The organism is Alteromonas sp. G4i35 (assembly GCF_054960375.1).
Genome location: NZ_JBHNZD010000026.1, coordinates 41507 through 57627 on the forward strand (window position 1 = coordinate 41507; position 16121 = coordinate 57627).

Annotated in this window: 15 protein-coding genes; 12 read left to right on the forward strand and 3 right to left on the reverse strand. The window is 45.0% G+C overall.

The annotated features are described in order from the left end of the window. Positions 1-4 precede the first annotated feature (4 nt). The 10 genes from rpoE (at position 5) to ACFI6L_RS16445 (ending at position 9494) form a co-directional block, all read left to right on the forward strand. Positions 5-583 (forward strand): RNA polymerase sigma factor RpoE, encoded by a 579-nt coding sequence (rpoE, locus tag ACFI6L_RS16400; protein ID WP_012518957.1) that lies wholly within the window; start codon positions 5-7, stop codon positions 581-583. 99 nt (positions 584-682) lie between these two features. After that, positions 683-1264, forward strand: a complete 582-nt coding sequence (locus tag ACFI6L_RS16405) for a sigma-E factor negative regulatory protein (protein ID WP_014976995.1) — start codon at positions 683-685, stop codon at positions 1262-1264. 124 nt (positions 1265-1388) lie between these two features. Next, positions 1389-2573, forward strand: a complete 1185-nt coding sequence (locus tag ACFI6L_RS16410; RefSeq protein ID WP_462556893.1) for a MucB/RseB C-terminal domain-containing protein — start codon at positions 1389-1391, stop codon at positions 2571-2573. Positions 2574-2591: 18 nt separating this feature from the next. Continuing rightward, positions 2592-3053 (forward strand): SoxR reducing system RseC family protein, encoded by a 462-nt coding sequence (locus ACFI6L_RS16415; RefSeq protein WP_101565232.1) that lies wholly within the window; start codon positions 2592-2594, stop codon positions 3051-3053. A 323-nt stretch (positions 3054-3376) separates the two neighbouring features. Then, positions 3377-5173: a translation elongation factor 4 gene (lepA, locus tag ACFI6L_RS16420; protein WP_101565230.1), complete on the forward strand. Its 1797-nt coding sequence runs from the start codon at positions 3377-3379 to the stop codon at positions 5171-5173. After that, positions 5173-6075, forward strand: a complete 903-nt coding sequence (gene lepB, locus ACFI6L_RS16425; protein ID WP_014950104.1) for a signal peptidase I — start codon at positions 5173-5175, stop codon at positions 6073-6075. The genes lepA and lepB overlap by 1 nt, the downstream gene beginning before the upstream one ends. Beyond that, complete coding sequence (gene rnc / locus ACFI6L_RS16430; RefSeq protein ID WP_101565228.1) at positions 6075-6761, forward strand: ribonuclease III; 687 nt, start codon at positions 6075-6077, stop codon at positions 6759-6761. Before lepB ends, rnc begins: the two co-directional genes overlap by 1 nt. Positions 6762-6780: 19 nt before the next feature. After that, positions 6781-7692 carry a GTPase Era gene (gene era, locus ACFI6L_RS16435; protein ID WP_348669215.1) on the forward strand — a complete coding sequence of 304 codons (912 nt, stop codon included), beginning with the start codon at positions 6781-6783 and terminating at the stop codon, positions 7690-7692. A 226-nt stretch (positions 7693-7918) separates the two neighbouring features. Further along, a complete protein-coding gene (pdxH, locus tag ACFI6L_RS16440; RefSeq protein ID WP_283626536.1) occupies positions 7919-8557 on the forward strand; it encodes a pyridoxamine 5'-phosphate oxidase in 639 nt (212 codons plus the stop codon). Between the two features lie 115 nt (positions 8558-8672). Further along, positions 8673-9494 (forward strand): TatD family hydrolase, encoded by an 822-nt coding sequence (locus ACFI6L_RS16445; RefSeq protein WP_039228276.1) that lies wholly within the window; start codon positions 8673-8675, stop codon positions 9492-9494. A gap of 17 nt (positions 9495-9511) precedes the next feature. Here the strand turns inward: ACFI6L_RS16445 and ACFI6L_RS16450 are convergent, their stop codons facing one another. Then, positions 9512-10228, reverse strand: coding sequence for a hypothetical protein (locus ACFI6L_RS16450; protein ID WP_462574429.1), 717 nt, complete (start codon positions 10226-10228; stop codon positions 9512-9514). A gap of 118 nt (positions 10229-10346) precedes the next feature. On the opposite strand from ACFI6L_RS16450, the gene serB reads away from it, so the two are divergent. Then, positions 10347-11330, forward strand: coding sequence for a phosphoserine phosphatase SerB (serB, locus tag ACFI6L_RS16455; protein WP_039231744.1), 984 nt, complete (start codon positions 10347-10349; stop codon positions 11328-11330). A 171-nt stretch (positions 11331-11501) separates the two neighbouring features. Here the strand turns inward: serB and ACFI6L_RS16460 are convergent, their stop codons facing one another. Further along, positions 11502-14027, reverse strand: coding sequence for a PilZ domain-containing protein (locus ACFI6L_RS16460; RefSeq protein ID WP_462574430.1), 2526 nt, complete (start codon positions 14025-14027; stop codon positions 11502-11504). Between the two features lie 189 nt (positions 14028-14216). Between ACFI6L_RS16460 and radA the strand changes: the two genes are divergently transcribed. Continuing rightward, positions 14217-15584, forward strand: a complete 1368-nt coding sequence (gene radA, locus ACFI6L_RS16465; RefSeq protein ID WP_014950096.1) for a DNA repair protein RadA — start codon at positions 14217-14219, stop codon at positions 15582-15584. A gap of 108 nt (positions 15585-15692) precedes the next feature. Here radA and ACFI6L_RS16470 read toward each other — a convergent pair whose 3' ends face one another. Continuing rightward, positions 15693-16100: a PilZ domain-containing protein gene (locus ACFI6L_RS16470; RefSeq protein WP_462574431.1), complete on the reverse strand. Its 408-nt coding sequence runs from the start codon at positions 16098-16100 to the stop codon at positions 15693-15695. Between the last annotated feature and the right edge of the window lie 21 nt (positions 16101-16121).

Sequence of the window (16121 nt, forward strand, 5' to 3'; positions counted from 1 at the left end):
TCGAATGAGCGAGCAGATAACCGACCAACAACTGGTCGAAAAAGTACAGCGTGGCGATAAAAATGCGTTCAACTTGTTGGTAACTCGTTATCAACATAAAGTGATGCATCTCGTTTCTCGCTATGTGAAAAATACCGGTGACGTTGCTGATGTAACGCAAGAAGCGTTTATCAAAGCATACCGTGCCTTACCTAATTTTCGTGGCGACAGTGCATTTTATACTTGGCTTTATCGCATTGCGGTAAACAGTGCCAAGAACTATCTTGTATCTCAAGGTCGCAAGCCGCCTGCAAGCGATGTCGATGCTGACGAAGCAGATTTCTACGAGGGTAGTGATGCATTAAAAGAGCAATCTACACCCGAGCGAAGCCTGTTATCTGAGGAAATTGAAGAAACCCTGTTTAAGGTAGTTGAGAAGCTGCCGGACGATTTACGTATGGCGATAACGCTGCGTGAAATTGAAGGGTTGAGCTATGAAGAAATCGCGAACGTAATGTCGTGTCCTGTGGGTACGGTGAGATCCCGTATTTTTAGGGCTCGCGAGGCGATTGATAAAGTTATTCAACCGTTGTTAGAAAATTAAAAAGAAATAAAATCAAAAAAAGATGAACTTTCTTTTTTCCACGATGACTAACAGCTGTGTTAGGGTAGTTAACGATCACTTTGATCTGGAAATGAATATATGACGCAACAGCAAGAAAAATTGTCCGCATTCATGGATGGTGAGATAGAAGGCAATGACATCATCGATGCGATTAAGCAAGATGAAGCGCTTCAGGCCAAATGGCAACGTTACCATGTGTATCGCGGTGCAATGCGAAAAGAAGCAAGTGTTGCTCCACAGTTGGACATCACCGCAAGCGTAGCAGCTGCGCTTGAAAACGAGCCAGCTATAGTCGCACCTAAACGCTCGCGCTGGCAGTCGATACCATTGATTGGCAATGTTGTTCCTTTTGCGAAGCAGTCAGGCCAGTTTGCAGTAGCCGCGTCGGTGGCAGTGGCAGTTATCTTTGGTGTTCAATACACTAATCAGGAAGCGCCTACCGAGCCATTTATGACAGCGCCAACGATTGCTCCTCAAGGTGGATTGTCTCCAGTGAGTTTGGAACAAACCAGAACGTTACCACGTAACGACATGAATGAAATGCTTGAGAAAAAGCGCAAAATTAATGCATTGATTGCTGATCATGAGCAGCAAATAAAGCTTAAGCAAGCGCAAGAGGACGAGGGTGAAAGCGAAACAAGTGGACCAGAGCGCCCATAAGTTATCGCAGCCAGTCAACATTAGTTGGAATGTGCTTTCGCAAGTAAATTGCGACTGACATACGTTTCATATTTTAATCATACCAGCATATACTGCTGGTATGTTTGTTTTAAGGCGGGAAAAAATGCGCTGTAGTTCTATCCTTGCACTTTTTTTCATTTCGGGCGCGGCTATTCAGCCCACTATTGCCCAAACTACTTCGCTGAGCGAAGAAACGAAAGCTCCTATTGCTCCAGTCCAAAACGTGAATGATGGCGACGTTGAATTAGACGCTAACTCAGAATCAAACACGAGAGCTGGCCGACTAGATGAAGCTGATCAAAAAGAAGCAGTGCGAGACGACGTGATTCAAGAGCAACTTGAAAAAAGTCGAAGCGAGCAAAATACATCTGCTTCTCGCACACGAGAGCCTCAATCGGCCAACCAGTGGTTAGCTGAACTTCAAAACATTATAACCAATGCCAATTTCCAAGTGTCTTTTGTGCAAACTATTGCAGGAAAGGAAACCGTTCCATATTTATGGCGCCACGGGATTATGGAAGATGGCTCTGAATTAGAGCAGTTAAATCTTCAAAATGGACCAGGCCGCGAGCTTATTCGTGTGAACGATGTGGTGAGTGTATTTGAGCCAGATGTACAACCCTATAGCTTGCGTTCAAAGCATATCAACGGCCCAATACCAAGTGTATTATTGTATCATCCTGAACAGCTTGCCGAAGCCTATGAGTTCGTCGCTGTGGGAAGAGCGCGGGTGGCAGGACGTTCAGCGCAACAAATTCGAATAGTCAGCCGAGATAACACGCGATTTGGTTATCAACTGTGGCTGGATGAGTCGTCTGGTATGTTGCTCAAACTGAACATGCTTGATTTGCAAGGGGCGCTATTAGAGCAGATTCAGGTCACGGCCTTTGCGATATCGCCAGAGCCTGCAGATTATTTCTCACGAATTAATTCTGCGTCGTTACCCGCGCCCATGGCGCTGAGCAACACGCCAAATCGTGCACACAAATGGGATGTCACCTATTTGCCGGCTGGCATGCGAGAAATAAAGCAAGATACAAGACGATTGGCCTTAACAGGGCAAATTGTAGAATATAAACTCTTTTCAGATGGATTGGTTGACGTATCTGTGTACGTTCAGCCTGCGGAAGATGCGTTAGGTGAAACGCTGGCGCTGCGCAATGAAGTGAGTACGTTCTTAACGTTAACAGACGGCAAGGCCCAGGTGACAGTGGTGGGGGAAATACCTTTGCAAACCGCTAACGCTATCGCTACGTCTTTACGCCCTGTCAGTAGTGTAAGTGAATAACCGCGCAATTGAGTAACAATGATTAGAGAAACCGCCACCGTAGTTGCCGTTAATGGTGATACGGTCACCGTAGAAGCAGCGATTAAATCGACCTGTAACGCATGCCAAGCACAAAGTGATTGTGGTACCGGCGTTATTTCTCGTGCGCTTGCACCGAAAACGCAGCAGTTGACGCTGCGTACTCCCATGCCTGTGCGGGTTGGCCAAGAAGTGACTGTAGGCATACCGGAAGCAGGTATTTTAAGTGCATCGGCTTGGTTGTATTTGCTACCGCTTATAGCGTTTATCGGGGCATATTCGGTGTCGATATCATTACTTAGTAGTAACGGATTTACTCACGAGTTATGGGCCATGCTGCCAAGTGGGTTAGCAACCTTCTTTACCTATAAGCTAATTGCTTACAAGTTGCGTCGTGTAGAACGTACGAAATATCAACCTGTCCTATTGGGTCAACAAGAGCACAGTGCAGTAGAACATTGATTTTTTGAAGGGCTTTACGCTGCTCAATGGTTTAATACAGGACTGCTCCATACGAGGCCGTTTTATACGAGGCCAATTTATACGAGATTATAGTGTTAACTCACGCTCATCAATGTAGCCAAGTTTTGAGATAGGCCGAGGAAGTCACGTCAGGTTGCCACTTCCATTCGTTATGTTTCTTGAAAGTAATAAATTTTCCACCACGCCAATTCGCTTTTCGCGCAAGAAATGGGTAAAATCCGCACGCGCTGCGTATAACCCTTTAAGCAAGGCAAGCAGCATTTTTTGTTTAATGAATTTTTCTGCAGGTAATTTCCAGCATTATGCAACAATCGCACATTCGTAACTTCAGTATTATCGCCCACATCGACCACGGTAAGTCTACGCTGTCAGACCGTCTAATCCAGCATTGTGGAGGGCTAACAGACCGTGAAATGGCTGAACAGGTTCTCGACTCAATGGACCTGGAAAAAGAGCGCGGTATTACTATCAAAGCGCAAAGCGTAACGCTGAACTACGAAGCGCGCGACGGTGAAACTTATCAGCTTAACTTCATCGACACTCCCGGACACGTTGACTTTACCTATGAAGTATCTCGTTCTCTTGCTGCCTGTGAAGGTGCGCTTTTGGTTGTTGATGCAGGTCAGGGCGTAGAAGCACAGACATTGGCAAACTGCTATACCGCCATCGAGATGGATATGGAAGTGGTGCCTGTACTAAATAAAATCGACCTGCCTCAGGCTGAGCCAGACCGCGTTGCAGAAGAAATTGAAGATATTGTTGGTATCGATGCACTGGACGCTGTGCGCTGCTCAGCAAAAACCGGTATCGGTATTGAAGATGTACTTGAAGTTATTGTAAATAAAATTCCGCCGCCAGAAGGTGACCGCGAAGCGCCACTTAAGGCGTTGATTATCGATTCTTGGTTTGACAACTATCAAGGCGTTGTTTCACTGGTACGTATTGTCGAAGGCCAGTTGACCAAGAAAGACAAAATTCAAATTATGTCAAACGGTCAAACGCATCAGGTTGACAAAATTGGTGTATTTACGCCTAAGCCACTCGATACAGGCACATTAAGAGCCGGTGAAGTAGGCTTTATCATTGCAGGGATTAAAGATATCCAAGGCGCGCCTGTGGGCGACACCATTACCTTGGCACGTGAGCCTGCTGACGCAATGCTACCGGGCTTTAAAAAGGTTAAACCTCAGGTTTATGCCGGTATTTTCCCAATAAGCTCTGATGACTACGAAGACTTTCGTGACGCTCTGGCGAAATTAAGCCTGAACGACGCTTCACTATTCTATGAGCCAGAAAGCTCTGCCGCGCTAGGTTTTGGATTCCGTATTGGTTTCCTTGGCATGCTGCACATGGAAATCATTCAAGAGCGTTTAGAGCGTGAATATGACTTGGGTCTTATCACCACTGCGCCAACGGTAATTTACGAAGTAGAAACGACCAAGGGCGAAACCCTTACCGTAGATAGCCCAGCTAAGCTACCTCCGGTAAACGATATTGCGGAAATTCGTGAGCCTATGGTTGAAGCCAATATTCTTGTGCCACAAGAGTATCTAGGCAACGTAATTACACTTTGCGTTGAAAAGCGCGGTATGCAAACCAACATGACATACCACGGTAAGCAAGTGGCGGTAACTTATGAGCTGCCAATGGCAGAAGTGGTGCTCGATTTCTTTGACCGTTTGAAATCTACGAGCCGTGGTTTTGCATCGCTTGATTACAACTTTAAGCGTTTCCAGGCCTCAGACATGGTGCGTGTTGATATTCTAATTAACGGTGAACGTGTAGACGCGTTAGCAGTAATTACGCACAGAGAAAACTCTCAAGGCCGTGGTCGTGAGCTGGTCGAAAAGCTTCGCGAGCTTATTCCACGACAAATGTTCGATATCGCTATTCAGGCGGCTATCGGTAACCATATTGTTGCAAGAAGTACAGTTAAACAGCTACGTAAAAACGTAATCGCGAAGTGTTACGGCGGTGACGTAAGCCGTAAGAAGAAACTACTTCAAAAGCAGAAAGAAGGTAAAAAGCGAATGAAGCAAGTGGGTAATGTTGAATTGCCACAAGATGCGTTCCTTGCAGTATTGAAGGTGGGCAAATAATGGCGAATTACTTCTCCTTGATTTTGGTGGCGCTCACCTTAATAACAGGATTAATCTGGCTAGTGGATAGCCTAGTGTTTGCACCAAAGCGAAAAGCACGTTTACAGGCTGCGGCAACCGCAGAAGGAGCGGGCTATGGAGAAGATCCTCAACTGCCGTACCTTGTTGATACTTCGCAACAGATTTTTCCTGTTATTGCTTTCGTATTGGTATTGCGTTCGTTTTTATATGAACCATTTCAAATTCCTTCAGGCTCAATGATGCCCACTCTGTTAGTGGGTGACTTCATTTTGGTTGAAAAGTTTGCCTATGGCGTGAAAGACCCGGTTTTCAGAAGTAAGCTTATTGAAACTGGCGTTCCAGAGCGTGGTGATGTGGTGGTTTTCAAGTACCCTGAAGAGCCTTCAATAGACTACATTAAGCGCGTGATCGGTTTACCGGGCGATACTGTGGTTTATCAAAACAAACAGGTTTATATCAAACCGAAGTGTGAGACTGGCAACAACTGTCCTAAATTGAAAGCCGTACCGCTTACGTTCCAAGAGCGTGGTGAGTTCGTACAGGACATGGCGCAGCTTATGCGTTACACCGAAGATTTAGGCACAGTAGAGCACGACATTTTGCGCCACCCAGTACGCGAGATATCGCCGGTTAATTTTTATACCCAGCCTGGAACGCGCAGCAATGAGTGGATTGTGCCAGAAGGTCAGTATTTCGTGCTAGGCGATAACCGTGACAACAGCCGCGACAGCCGTTTTTGGGGTTTTGTGCCAGATGCAAACTTGGTTGGAAAAGCGGTGGCGATTTGGATTTCATTTGAATTTGAGCGCAGTCCGTCAGACTTCCTTCCAACTTGGGTACCAACAGGTGTTCGATTTGAGCGAGCAGGTGGCATTCATTAATGCAGGGAATTGATAAATATCGTCGTCTGTACAAGGCGATAGGCTACACATTTACCAATGAAGCTTTATTGGAACAAGCACTTACTCATCGCAGTGCGGCTAAACAGCACAATGAGCGACTAGAATTTTTAGGTGACGCTATTTTAGGCATGATTGTTGGGGAAACGCTGTTTAAGCGATTCCCAACTGTGCCAGAAGGCAAACTCACACGAATGCGCTCTACTTTGGTTAAAGGAGACACACTGGCAGAACTTGCAAAGGAAGCCAGTGTGGGTGAACTACTTAACTTAGGGCCCGGTGAGCTCAAAAGCGGTGGTCATCGTAGAAGTTCGATTTTAGCCGATGCAGTTGAAGCTATTTTAGGGGCTATTTACCTCGATTCCGGTATGGATGAGGTACGCGGTGTTATAGACCGTTTATGGGAAACCCGCATAAACAAACTAGACCCTAATGCCCACCCTAAAGACAGCAAAACTCGTCTTCAAGAGTTTTTACAAGGTCGTAAACAAGCGCTGCCAACCTATGAGGTGTTGTCTATTTCAGGGAAAGATCACGCACAAACATTTGAAGTTAGCTGCAAGGTAGAAAGCTTACCAGAAGCCGTAGTGGCATCTGGCAATAGCCGCCGAAAAGCAGAACAAGAAGCTGCTCGTTTAACATTGGAGAAGCTTGATGACAACGCATGATGAATCGAATTTGCCTGAAATGCCCGATATTCAAACTCGCTGTGGTCTAGTTGCCATAGTAGGTCGCCCTAATGTGGGTAAATCGACCTTGCTCAATCGCTTGCTAGGTCAAAAAGTAAGTATTACGTCGCGTAAGCCGCAAACTACTCGCCACCGTATTCTTGGTATAGACACCGACGGTAATTATCAAGCGATTTACGTTGATACCCCTGGGCTTCACCAAGACGAAAAGCGCGCGATTAATCGCTACATGAACCGCGCGGCATCAAGCTCTTTGGCTGAGGTTGGTCTTGTGCTTTTCGTTGTTGAAGGCGATCGATTCAACGCCGAAGATGAAATGGTATTAAGTAAGGTTAAACAAGCAAACCTTCCTTGCTATCTCATCGTAAACAAGATGGATAAGGTTGAAGATAAAGAAAACTTTATGGTTCACCTTAAAAAGCTTGGCGAAAAGCACCCGTTTGAGCACATGATCCCTATCAGTGCTAAACAGGGCCGAATGGTTGACGAAATTAGAGAGTTAGTGGCCAAGTCGCTACCTAAAAGTGAGTTTTTCTTCCCGGAAGATTACATTACTGACCGCTCAAGCCGCTTTATGGCTGCTGAAATCATTCGCGAAAAGCTTATGCGCTTTACCGGCGATGAACTGCCTTACTCTACTACTGTGGAAATTGAGCAATTCAAAATGGCAGACAATGGTGTTTATCGTATCAGCGGTCTGATTTTGGTAGAGCGTGAAACCCAAAAACGCATGATCATCGGCAAAGGCGGAAAGCATTTGAAAACCATTGGTGAGCAAGCGCGTAAAGATATGGAAAACTTGTTCGACAACAAAGTATTTCTAGAACTTTGGGTGAAAGTGAAACAAGGCTGGGCAGACGATGAACGTGCTCTGCGCTCTCTAGGTTACGGTGACGACAGTAACTTCTAGTTCACGCTAATATTATCTTTATAACGCTAGTTAGCTGTAACTGGCGTTATATTAGCACGTTATATTAGCAAAGATAGTGAGTCAGCATTTTCGCCAAGTGGTGTAGCTGATGGCTTGTGGACAACTACCTCAGTTAGATGCGCTTATGTGGGCATTTACACGGTGGTTTATTTGCTCGGTTTCAACACCTCTAGCAGGCACAACAACTTCTTTTTAGGAGCGGTATATGGCAATTTCAGATATGCGCAGGCAGTACTCAAAGGGCAGTTTGAGTGAGTCAGATATTACTTCAAGTCCATTTATCATGTTCGATAAATGGTTAAAAGACGCCATAGACGCCGGAATTCCTGATCCTACTGCAATGACGGTTGCCACCGTCGATGCCAGCGGCCAACCCTCTCAGCGTATCGTTTTGTTAAAAGATGTCAGTGAAAAGGGCTTTGTGTTTTTCACAAACTTAGGCAGCCGTAAGGCACAAGAGTTAGCGGTAAACCCTAAAGTGTCGTGCCACTTTCCCTGGTTTTTTATGGAGCGTCAGGTTCGCGTATGTGGCAGCGTTGAAAAGCTTTCTGTTTCTGAGAATGCTGCTTATTTCTTTTCGCGACCGAAAGACAGTCAGCTAGCAGCGTACGCGTCAAAACAAAGCAAACCTATTGGCAGCAGGGAGCTACTACTGACCCAGTTTAAGCAATTAAAAGATAAGTTTGCTAACAAAGAGCTTCCCGTGCCGGACTTTTGGGGCGGTTTCAGGATCGTGCCTCATCAAATTGAGTTTTGGCAAGGTGGAGAAGATAGGCTACATGACCGCTTTGAATACAACAAAACTGAAGATGGCGGGTGGGTAACACAGCGCCTTATGCCGTAGGGAATAAGTTCACCTTTCGTTCCCGCTAAAGTACTTCTCTAGAATGTGAGCCCGCTTAACTATTGAGCTTGTAGATAGCGTGCGGCGAGATAGGTAACAAGGAGGCATCTAAGCCGTGATTGATAGTCATTGCCATCTCGACTTACTTGCACAAAAGAAAGATCTTCGAGTAGCGTTAGAGAGTGCCAAAGCAGCAGGGCTTACCCGCATCATGGCGCCTAGCATTAATCCCGAATCTTGGCAGGCGTTACAAGCGCTCAGTGAACGCTACGAAAGTCTTTTATCTATAGATACTGCGCTTGGGCTTCACCCTTATTTTTTGACTGGCAGCGAGCTTGAAAAGCCAGAGCAAACACTCAAGGAGAGTCTTCGTCAACTTGAAGACGCTACGGCTAAGTTGCACCCTTCGGTAAAAGCCTTGGGGGAAACAGGTTTCGATGGGCATATAAGCGTGCCATTCGCGCTTCAAAAGGAAGCGCTACATAACCATTTGAAACTTGCCGATAAAGTATCGTTACCAGTAATTTTACATCACAGAAAAAGTCATCACTTGCTAGTTGAAGCATTGAAGCAAACCAAATACCAAGGTATAGGCGTTGTGCATGCTTTTTCAGGAAGTATTGAAGCGGCCAAAGGGTATATTGAGAGAGGGTTTTACCTAGGTATAGGCGGTACGATTACCTATGAACGTGCTCAAAAAACACGAAACACCCTTGGGTTTTTGTTAGAACACCATTTTGATAAATTGCTTTTAGAAACGGATGCCCCTGATATGCCCATGTGCGGTAGACAAGGAGAGGCAAACGAACCTCGTTATTTATCAGATGTCGTTGATGTTATAAGCGACCGCTATGGCATGTCACATAAAGAAATAGTGTCCACCACCACAGCGAACTACACTCGACTATTTAATATTGATGCTGGAAGTGAAGCATAGACTTCCAAATTAGCTATCTAGCGCTTCTCTTTATTTCTTTTTGATTCGATTACCTGAATAAACCATGGACGAGATTTATAAAAGGCCCGGGTTAGGTAAATACCTAGCATGAGCGCTAAAAAGACGAGAATACACGCAATAAGAGCAAGCTGGTAACGCAATGTCAGTGGACTCTCGAGGACAGCCTGCGTGTTCATGTGAATATTCACATAACCTAGTAAATTTTCATTATCGTCAGTGATAACGCCAACATAGGTTAGCGGCGTTACACTTTGCGACTGACTCATCGACACCACACTGGCAATTTGAGGCAAAGGAGCAATATACCTCCCGTCCTTATCAAACACAGACAAGGCAAGAATGTGTGGCTCGTCGACCAAAATAGAGGCGACACTTTCAATATACTCCCGTTGAGTGAGAGTATCAGATAGCGCGGAATCTACATTGTTCTCAGTTTCCTGATTCGAAAGTGCGTCAGCGATAAAGGCAGGTTGTAGCAGTTTTGCATATTGCCTTGCTATGCTCTCACCAGAGAAGCGAGTTTGAACGGTAAGCCAGTCGTTTTGGTATTGTTGGAATAACAGAAGCAATACCACTATCAAAGCAAACACCGCACTCACTACTATTGTGTGGAACAATCGCTTTAGAACTGTGTACAACGAATGCGAGTTATTCTTTGTTTGTGAAGCTGCTTTGCTTAGCCCGTCTACCAATTCGCTTTTCCATAAAGTCACGAGGGTTGCCTAACAGTAGGATAATTCGAAATAATTTAAAAGGAGATATTTTATTAGTTAGCCTAATTGGTTAGCATTAGAGCACCATTTGCCAATCACCGCAGTTTCTGTGTGCGTTATGAAAGACACTCTTCTTAATAATATCGATAATGACGATATCCATTTAGCTTCTTTTTTGTCTCATGTAGTTAGCAATAGTCACAACGACAGTGCGTATTCACATACGTTAACCGTTATTGGTCAAGCTGTAACACCTTATCTACTGCACAGCGTTTTAATTAAACTCAACGATGTGTTTACTCCCTCTAGCGCTGCTTTCCATCATTTACACAAGCAAATGGGGGATGATGTAATAGAAATTAGAGGTGCTTTGCAAAACACTGAACTTGAGCAGATTAAGCCACTGCTGGGCGACGTATCCAAGGCATATAATGTTGATGTTGGTTTGCAGGGCTCTCGCCCCTCATTGTCTGAGCCAGGACTACTGGTCATGGACATGGATAGCACTGTCATCGCGATTGAATGTATCGATGAAATAGCTAAATTGGCGGGTGTTGGTGAGCAGGTGGCAGAAGTTACCGCTAAAGCAATGCGTGGAGAAATTGCGTTTAATGATAGCTTAACGCATAGAGTGGCCTGCTTGGAAGGCGTGCCAGTTAGTCACCTTAATCAAATTCGTGACAGCATACCTATCATGCCCGGCATTCAAGCCTTGCTTACTCACTTGAAACAGCATAATTGGAAATTAGCGATCGCCTCAGGTGGATTCACCTTTTTCGCTGACCACCTAAAAGCAAGGCTTGGACTCGATTTTGCCATTTCTAACACGCTTGCGGTGAAAAACGAGCAGCTGACTGGAAAAGTAGAGGGTGAAATTGTCAATGCAGACGTTAAGGCGCGAACCGTAAACGCCCTTGCCGAGAAGTGGCAAATTTCAGCCAAACAAACCGTTGCTATGGGTGATGGAGCTAACGATTTGGTAATGATGGCTGAATCAGCGCTAGGCGTGGCGTGTCACGGTAAGCCACTGGTTAATGAAAAGGCGGATGTGGCAATCCGCATTGGCAGTTTACATAGCCTTCTGTATTTTCTAGACAAGTAGTTAGCGAGAGTCTGTAATACAAGCGTTAGTTTTGGGGCAATAAAACTAGCGCTTCACACTTTATCGGTTACCTTTCACCAGCCACAAGTTTCCAAAATCTTGTGATTAAAATCCTCCCGTGATGGGTCTTAACCTACGGGCTCATTTAAATTGATAGGCTTTGCTATTTCACTACGCGTTGCGCGCAATAGCTTTAGGTTGAACCGCACTTTTTAACGTTTTATTTGCCGTGATGTCTTCCACTGTAAAGCCGTATCTTATAAGTACTTCATCTGTGACATCGACTAGGTGAGAGCACGCTGCAATACTCCACATTTTCTTCTCAAGCTCACGGGCCCGGTGCATGGCGTACATGGTGACGTAATTGATTTCCGTTTGCAGCATGCTCATGTCTGGCTTGCCGGTTGTGGTTAGCATGACATGAATAGCTACGAACTGGCCGCGAACCATAGCTTCTCTAATAAACGCTCGGCGCTGCTCGTTATTTTCGAATTTATCGGAATAGCGAGGAATGATCGCCATTCGCGGCTCTTTTTGTGATGCATCGAATGAGATAAATAATTCCTGTCGCAACGGCATATTTTCAAGCTTAACGGCCTTAATGCCACTTTGTACAAAAGGTATATCTTGTTTTCTGTCTCTAAAGAGAAACTCTAAATTCACTTGCCCACGTTCGGCGTATTGAGTGGTTAGCGTGGTTATGCGTTCGTCCTGCTTTCCGACAATACAAGCCTGTGGAGTGTAGCGAACACCTTCCTTACTCATTAAGAAGGATAGGGAAGTAGCGTTTCGCGCATTAATACAACGAAGCGCCTGTCCCATGCCTGGTACTTCTTCTTCGTCGTTCTCTACTTTAAGGCTGCCTTTGTTCTTTTTAATCAGTTCTTCAAAGAAGTTTCTAGCACTTTTGCCTTCGTCGCCCGGCATAGTTTTTAAATGAAGAATGTTCTTGTCGACGTTGTGATAAATGATTTCGTATTGCAAATGCATGACATCAAAGGAACTGGCAATTTCTTGCAGACGAGGGAAGGCGACTTCTACTTTGCCCTCTAAATTACCTTTATATTCTTTGCTCAACTCTATACGAAGTCCAAGTCCATGCACCGAAATATCTTCGCTGATCCCTTTGTGCACCAGTTCTTCATTATTGAAGCGAGCTTCAATTTGGGTTCTCAGCTGATAGCGACTTTCAATGCGTTGCTCTTCATATTTAAACCTGACAACCTGAACATTCGAAGGAGCGCGATTGCGCGGATGCCCAAAATTTCGCAGATGAGAGAGGTTTTCTCGATTAAACTTAAATTCGTTGTAGGTCTCTTGCCCTGTTACTGAGGTTATATCGGTTACGTGTGCCAAGAATCGCAGGTTTTTCAGCTTTGACATTAGTCGAGCCGATGGCGGAGTGTTCAGTTTTTTAACTTTATTACCGACAGAATCCGGAATGGAAAGCGGGATATGGGCTTGCTCAGGGTCAACCTCTGTTAAGGTTATTTTAAATACCCGCCAACTCGCTTTTTTAGAGCCAAACCCTAAAAATACTCGGGTTAGTACGTCTTTTTGCAAGAGTTCCTCGTAAGACGCTGAGTAAAAGTAGACCTTGTCGTTCTGCAAATGAGTAAAACTAAATACGAAAATCTCTCTTACTTCTTCTGACTTCTGCAATAAGCGCATAAGCCTTTCCTGGGTGAGTAAGAAGTTTAATCGACAGTTATCGTCTTCGTCTTGCCAATACTGTACGGTTTCGCGGTTCACTTCGTTAACCATAGCAAACCGGGGAACCAGCGTTTTATTAATGACGTCTATATACACCGGCAACGTGGGGCTACGCGGCGAAAAGTACTGCTCACAAATTTTACTGGTAATCGCCTCAATCGTATTGCTCATATTAACTTTATATCGGCGTTTATTGCCGTGTATAAAGCTTTCTAAGAATTTGTCGAATGCGGGGCTTGGCTTTTCTTTATCGCGCTGCAAGGCAAGATAGTTAACATCGTTTTTAGTTATTATCTTTACGAGCTTATATGCAATGCCATTCTTTTTGTCCATGGCAAATTCATTCTCTAAGCCCCTAAAGAATATAAACAGCGTTTCTCCTTTTTTGAAAAACGCGTCTTTAGAGAGTTTTACCTGCAAGCCTTCAAGAGATATATCAACACTCAAACCGCGCATTGATTGATTGGCGCTATTGAATAATTCTACCGCCACAGCGAAGTTCATGCGTTCAGCGTTGCGCTGTCTGTAATCAAGCAAGTTTACGGTAGGAACTTTAAACTGCTCCAATACTGCTGAGCGCTTTTTGAGTTCAGGATTTTCTTTATCAGCGCGTTCTTGTGCGAGTTCTTTTTCGCGCATTAAGCGAAAGTTGTTTTCGGTGTTTTGTACCGCTTCGTAAACACCGTAAGTATATCGGCCAAATACCCTCAACTGCTCTTCAAACTTGTCAACAGCGACGTCATCCATGTAATGGCTACGTCCTTCGTGTACATATTTATTGCACTTTCCGTCAACATGACCACGCAAGTCTATGGTGCGCATACAGGGTTTGGCTAGGCGTTTCACTTCCATTTTGATGAGGAAGCGCTTTTCTTTCGGCACATCAGATGCAGTTTGAAGCAATACCTGGTTAAACTCAGGCTCATTAACCATGGGCTTTAGCTGTTCAATAATATCAGCATATTGCTTTAAATCTTGACTCATGAATGCGCAACTTTGTTGTTTAGTATCATTATTTTAGTTGTTATCGGCAAATCAGCAAAACTCATTAACCCGTAAAGTCGTTATACTTTTGTACCGTTTTACTGGAGGAGAACTGACCTTAGGTTTGTGCTTATTTCACCGTTGTTAAGTGTTAGAATACTCTTTTTAAGCAATGGATAAAACTGGAATATGGCAAAACGTAAAACTGCTTATGTGTGTTCTGACTGCGGTGCAGAGTTCCCTCGCTGGCAAGGTCAATGTTCGGAGTGTAAAGCGTGGAATACGATAAGTGAGTTTGTGGTTGCAAGTGCCAAAAGTGTCGCACGCCAAACCACGTCAGGCTATGCAGGGCAAACCGCTGCCAAAATTGAGACGTTAAATGCAATAGATCTCGAATCACTACCGCGTTTCTCGTCAACATTTAAAGAGCTAGATAGAGTGTTAGGGGGCGGAATAGTCCCTGGGGCAGCTATGTTAATTGGTGGCTCGCCAGGTGCAGGCAAGAGTACGCTTCTACTTCAAGTAATGTGCCAGATGGCAAAAAGTGAAACCGCGCTTTATGTCACGGGGGAAGAGTCGCTTCAGCAAGTCGCCATGCGAGCAAAGCGCTTAAATCTACCTGACGATAAGCTGATGATGTTAGCCGAAACAAACGTGGAAACTATCTGCGATTTAGCCCTTACGAAAAAGCCTAAAATTATGGTTATCGACTCTATTCAGGTGATGCACGTGTCAGACGTTCAGTCTGCGCCAGGCAGTGTGTCGCAAGTACGAGAAAGCGCGGCCTATTTAACGCGCTTTGCCAAGCAAAATCATATTGCCATGTTCATTGTTGGCCATGTAACGAAAGACGGTAACTTGGCGGGTCCGAAAGTTCTTGAGCACTGTATCGACAGCTCTATGATGCTGGAAGGAGAAAGTGATGGTCGCTACCGTACGCTTCGAAGTCATAAAAACCGCTTTGGTGCGGTAAATGAGCTCGGCGTGTTTGCCATGACAGAAAAAGGCCTTAAAGAAGTAAGCAACCCATCGGCCATATTCTTAAGTCGAGGTGACAATGAAACGCCAGGGTCTAGCGTTATGGTTATTTGGGAGGGCACCCGCCCGTTACTTGTAGAAATACAGGCGTTGGTAGACTATTCGCAGATGTCGAACCCAAGGCGAATCGCTGTAGGGTTGGATCAGAACCGTTTGTCTATGCTGCTCGCGGTTTTGCATCGCCATGGCAATGTGCAAATGAACGATCAAGACGTTTTTGTCAACGTGGTAGGTGGTGTAAGAGTATCAGAGACCAGTGCAGACTTAGCCTTATTATTGGCCATGATTTCAAGCTTTAGAAATCGCTCGCTGCCCAGAGATTTAATTGTATTCGGCGAAGTCGGGCTAGCCGGCGAGATTCGCCCGGTTCCTAACGGAACGGAACGCATTATCGAAGCAGCGAAACATGGTTTTAAGCGGGCGATCGTGCCAAAAGCCAATGCGCCTAAGCAAGCCATTAATGGTATGAAAGTGGTACCGGTAGCGCGCTTATCTGAGGCGTTAGACGCGCTTGAGTAATGCGAAAGGCTCAACATTTACGCAAAGTGTTGACAGTGCCTGTTAAATTGAAAGGCCTATTAAATGGGCCTTTCCTGCATTAAACGAGTGAAATGCGTTTTTTAGAGGTTAATGTGGCGTCTGATAAACCGCATTAACTAATGCATTCAGGTCTTTCTCTTCAATACTGGCGTCGTCGCTGTTTAAGGTAATTAAACGGCGAAGAGCGCTAATGCTGTCTACATCCATTCGCTCAACTTTACAGCCCAATGAAACCCGTTCTTTTCTACTGTCGGCATGACGATACAACTGCGATATAGAAAGGGTTATTACAGGACTGTCTTCATTTGCTTGGAAGGTAGCAGTGTAAGGGTCGTGACTGTCGAAGGGTAAGTGTGACAACGCCGTTTCGGTAGCTTGAAGTTTAATGCCTTGAAGCGATACGTCGCTGACTACCACATCAATACTAATGTCATTGTGTGCTAGTGTGCCATTTACATTCAGTGACACCCGTTGAAATTGGCGCTTGTCCGTCATTTTTCAAATACCCAGTTATCA